Origin of the sequence: Rhodococcus jostii NBRC 16295 (assembly GCF_001894825.1) — a bacterium.
Taxonomy (GTDB): Bacteria; Actinomycetota; Actinomycetes; order Mycobacteriales; family Mycobacteriaceae; genus Rhodococcus_F; species Rhodococcus_F jostii.
In genome coordinates, this window is sequence record NZ_BCWY01000191.1 from 1 (window position 1) to 3,995 (window position 3,995).

Below are 3,995 nucleotides of genomic sequence, written 5' to 3' on the forward strand. Positions count from 1 at the left end.
CAACCACAAGCGCGTCGCCCGCGTGATGCGCGAGAATGACATTGTCGGCTACCGGCGTCGACGACGCGTCACGACCACAGTCCCCGAACCTGCCGACCACAAGGTGCCCGACCTGCTCGAGCGGGACTTCACCGCCGCCGCACCGAACCGCACGTACGTCGGCGACATCACATACCTGCCGATCGAGGGCGGAGCCAACCTGTACTTGGCGACGGTGATCGGACTGCTACTCCCGTAAACTCGCCGGCTGGGCAATCGCCGACCATATGCGCACCGACCTCGTCGCCGACGCCCTCCGTGCCGCCGCCCAGGGGCGTAATGGACTGGCCGGGGCGGTCTTTCACTCGGATCACGGCGCGCAGTACACGTCGAAGGACTTCGCCGCACTCTGCGCCCGTCTCGGAGTGACCCAGTCGATGGGCAAAGTCGGCACGAGCGCCGACAACAGCCTGGCCGAATCCTTCAACGCCGCCCTCAAACGAGAAGTCCTCCAGAACGCGAACACCTGGCCCGACGAGGCCACATGCCGGCGCCAGGTGTTCCGCTGGGTCACCCGCTACAACACCAGAAGGAGGCACTCCTGGTGCGGACACCGGCCCCCGAACACCTACGAGACCCTCTACACCGCTACGCCGGCATCCGCCGCCTAATCCACCACCCGTGTCCACAAGCCGGGGGTAAGGCCCGATCTTCGGGTGCAATCCAGCCCGCCTGCCCACCGCGAGTGCAGCCACCGGATCCGGCGGAGCAATGGCTGCGCCGAACGCGATGCCGGCAGCAAGCGTCACACCAGGTATCAGCAGATCGATACCGAGACCCACCAGCACCGCGGTGGCAACTGTCAACGCCACCGACAAACTGAACACAGAGCGAAGGTTCTTCCCGATGGCAAGCAGTGACGAGTTCAGTGCTGCGCTGTAGCGCAGCGGCGGAATGACGAAGGTCAGAATCACCTCCGAATCGAGCTCGATGCCGGGTATCGGCAATGCCGCACCCGCAAGACCTGCCAGTGTCAGGAGCGCAGCAGCAGGTAACCCCGTCTTGTCGGCGACGAGATGCACGACGACGATGACGGCAACCGCCAGCAGAACGAACGCGAGAATGCCCAACATCGGAGGTTCTAACCCTGACTCTCGATCGGGCGACCGACCGCGCGACTCAGATTATTAGCCATACTATGGATTCTGCCAGGCAAGCCGACGAGCGGGTGTGTCAATTCTTATTCGGCTTTGCTGATCGCTCGTCGCCGAGATCGAACCTACGGGGCGCTTGCCTTCACCGCCACGAGGAACGCTTCGGCGCGGTCGATGTGCCCGAGTTCTCCCCGGCGCCCAAAAGCGCGGACGTCTACGCCGCTCAGCCCAGCCGACTTCATGATCGACGACCTACAGCCCGAGGTCGATTACCACCTCTACCGAGCCGTCCGCACGGCGCAGCAGGTGCTGCCGCAGATGCTCGAATCGGGTGCCGGCACCCTGCTGTTCACCTCCGACCCCGGATCGGTGAACCCGCACCCAGCGGTGGGTGCGGTCAACGCCAGCTGCCGACCCAGTCCTCGGACTGATCGGCGGGTCGATCGATCAGGCACGCGGCGCAGTCGACATCTAGAAGGCCGGCGAAAAGGCCGGAACGAGCGTCGGGATCTCCACACATTTCTTCGCCGGAGCATCCACATCTGCCGCGCGAGAGGTGTCCCGCACTACCGTGAATGCCTTCGACCCAAGCCCCCGGCGGCCGTGGCTTCCAGTAGACCAGGCAAGCTTCGCCGCCGACACCCGCCCCGGGCACGCCATCATGATCGGCAGCGCCGACGAGCCGATCGAGAAGATCGTCCTCGCCCACGAAGTGCTGGGCATCGACCGATTCTTCGGGCAGGCAGATTGGGCCGGAATGCCCCGCACTCTCGTCGAGGAATCGATCACCCGCCTCGCGACCGAGATCGCACCCCGCCATCCGAAACGCAATGACACTGAACAGAAAGCGCAACACGATGAACGTCACCGTATTCGGCGCAACCGGAGCAACCGGACAACTGGGTGGTGCAGGACCTGCAGAGCGCGTGACGATGTCACTGCGCACTGAAGAGTACGCGGTGGATTTCCTCGCCGGTCTTGTTCTCAGGATTGGCAGCGGCGGTGACGGAACCGGCCAATGCCCCGTCCGGCCTGGTTTTCGCCTGGCCGACCTCCGCTCGCGGGTCATAGAATAACAGTTCGTCTACCTCATGCCTACTGTTCACAGTGCTCCTTAACTTTGTCGAAATTGCATGTGGCACGCGGCCACACCCACGATTCACGTCGGTTTCCCCGGTCCTGCCGCTACAAGTCCGCACGAGGCAGTCGATGGTCCATTCCGAGGACACCTTGTGCGTTGCTCAGATACTCAAACACCGATACGAGCGCCCGATGTTGCGAGATCGCCGACCGCCGGGGTCGAGAAACCCACCGGCATGTACTCCACTATACGACCCCGGCGTAAAAGGCTCGCGCCCAACACCGACTCCGGTGAGCGATGACCGAAAGCCCAGGTTCTTCACACATCCATCCAGCAATTTGGACCGTAACGTCGGCCGACTGACACGACTGTCCGCAGACGCGACACGTGCTCCGGATGGCTGTCGGGTAGAGCACGTGTCGCATGCGATGCATGCTCTGCGACGTCGCACCACAGGGACATGGACTCATCACGTGACGTAAGGACGATATCGGCAAAGCAATTACACTGCTCAGCAACGTCTTTCACTTCTTGCGACGGCACTGTGCAACTAAACCCGTGATCCCAGTTCTCGGTCATCGCTGCATGTCACGATCGGCCGGATAGTACTCGAGAAGAATTTCGTGGTGCACACCCGCACCGGTCTCAACTGATCTGCGGATTCGTGTCGAATCGGCGAGCGGCGGCGGCAAGTGCGAACTGCCATATGACCACTGATCGGCCGGGGTGCACTCGGGTGGTCTGATCGATGGTGTTCGCGAACCCATCAACAACCCTTGGAGGACTCCCCGTCGGCTCCAAGAGACAACCCAATCAATTTCGCGCGACTCGGAATCGCTCACGCAGAGGCGGGTCGAGGAGCTTGTTGAGGGCCTCTGTCACGCGGGATATCGATCCGGCCATAAAAATGGGGACCACACCCACCGGATGCGGTCCCCACATAAACGCTGGTCAGACCGAGCGCACGTTCGTGGCCTGCGGACCCTTCTGCCCCTGGCCTACCTCGAACTCCACGCGCTGGTTCTCATCGAGCGACTTGAAGCCGCTGCCCGAGATCTCCGAGTAATGCACGAAGACGTCCGGAGTTCCGTCGTCGGGTTCGATGAAACCGCGGCCACCAGGTCACCGGTGCCGCCCCCTACCCGGATTCACCTGTGCCGATATCGACCGTGAGGTCCTCGGTGTCGGCGAAGACCAGACGCCCGTCGTCAAGGGCGACCGCCCACCGATGCACGGGTGCCCAATCGTGGCCGCGTTCAGCAGTGTCGGTCAGTTCGGCGTAGTCCTCGACGATCACGCCGGTCGCCGCCTCAGCCTGCCTACGCACCGACACCCGGGTGCCCACGCTCAACGCATCAGCTGACGCCGACTTCTTCTCGCTCTCGTCCCGCATGGACTGCACCCTTTCTCGGCACCCCCCGGAGCATAAGCATGACGCTTCCGCGCCCACCAGACGAATTCACGCCGCCGGACGGTTAGTGCCCTGGCCATGTGGGATCACAGGCACTCCCGGCCGCGCATGTCGTAGCTGGCATGCGGGGCGGGTAGCTCGCGGATCGATGCACAGCGGGCTCGACGGCCCCGGTGGCGGCCAGGGCAACGGCCAGTGCCTTCGCTGGTCGGAGGGGCGTTCCGCTCGCTGGTAAGGCATCAGATGGCCACGGGCGGACCTCGCGCATCTAAATGACAGTGAAAAGTCCGGGTGGGCGGATCAGAGTCGGTTTACCGGTGTCATCGAGCGGGAGACGTCTCGTCGATAAGCGAATCGACCAGGTCCGCTG

3 protein-coding genes and 3 pseudogenes are annotated in these 3,995 nt (G+C 63.3%); 1 reads left to right on the forward strand and 5 read right to left on the reverse strand.

The features are described from left to right. A pseudogene (locus RJ1_RS44480) lies at positions 1-650 on the forward strand (IS3 family transposase); the annotation flags it as partial. Positions 651-704: 54 nt separating this feature from the next. Here RJ1_RS44480 and RJ1_RS44485 read toward each other — a convergent pair. The 5 genes and pseudogenes from RJ1_RS44485 to RJ1_RS44500 all read right to left on the reverse strand — a co-directional run. Next, positions 705-1,112: pseudogene (locus RJ1_RS44485) on the reverse strand (cation:proton antiporter domain-containing protein); the annotation flags it as partial. A gap of 273 nt (positions 1,113-1,385) precedes the next feature. Beyond that, positions 1,386-1,514 (reverse strand): hypothetical protein, encoded by a 129-nt coding sequence (locus RJ1_RS48620; RefSeq protein ID WP_255284972.1) that lies wholly within the window; start codon positions 1,512-1,514, stop codon positions 1,386-1,388. A gap of 16 nt (positions 1,515-1,530) precedes the next feature. Continuing rightward, the gene (locus RJ1_RS46570; protein ID WP_143048873.1) at positions 1,531-2,001 is read right to left on the reverse strand and encodes a hypothetical protein; all 471 of its coding nucleotides are present in this window, start codon (positions 1,999-2,001) and stop codon (positions 1,531-1,533) included. 1,164 nt (positions 2,002-3,165) lie between these two features. Then, positions 3,166-3,330 (reverse strand): annotated as a pseudogene (locus tag RJ1_RS44495) (cold-shock protein); the annotation flags it as partial. 22 nt (positions 3,331-3,352) lie between these two features. After that, entirely contained in the window at positions 3,353-3,607 is a 255-nt protein-coding gene (locus tag RJ1_RS44500) for a hypothetical protein (RefSeq protein ID WP_073366356.1), read from the reverse strand. Between the last annotated feature and the right edge of the window lie 388 nt (positions 3,608-3,995).

Bases quoted from the DNA above. Each gene is read 5' to 3' on its own strand.
- RJ1_RS44500 (WP_073366356.1), bottom strand. From the start codon at position 3,607: ATGCGGGACGAGAGCGAGAAGAAGTCGGCGTCAGCTGATGCGTTGAGC.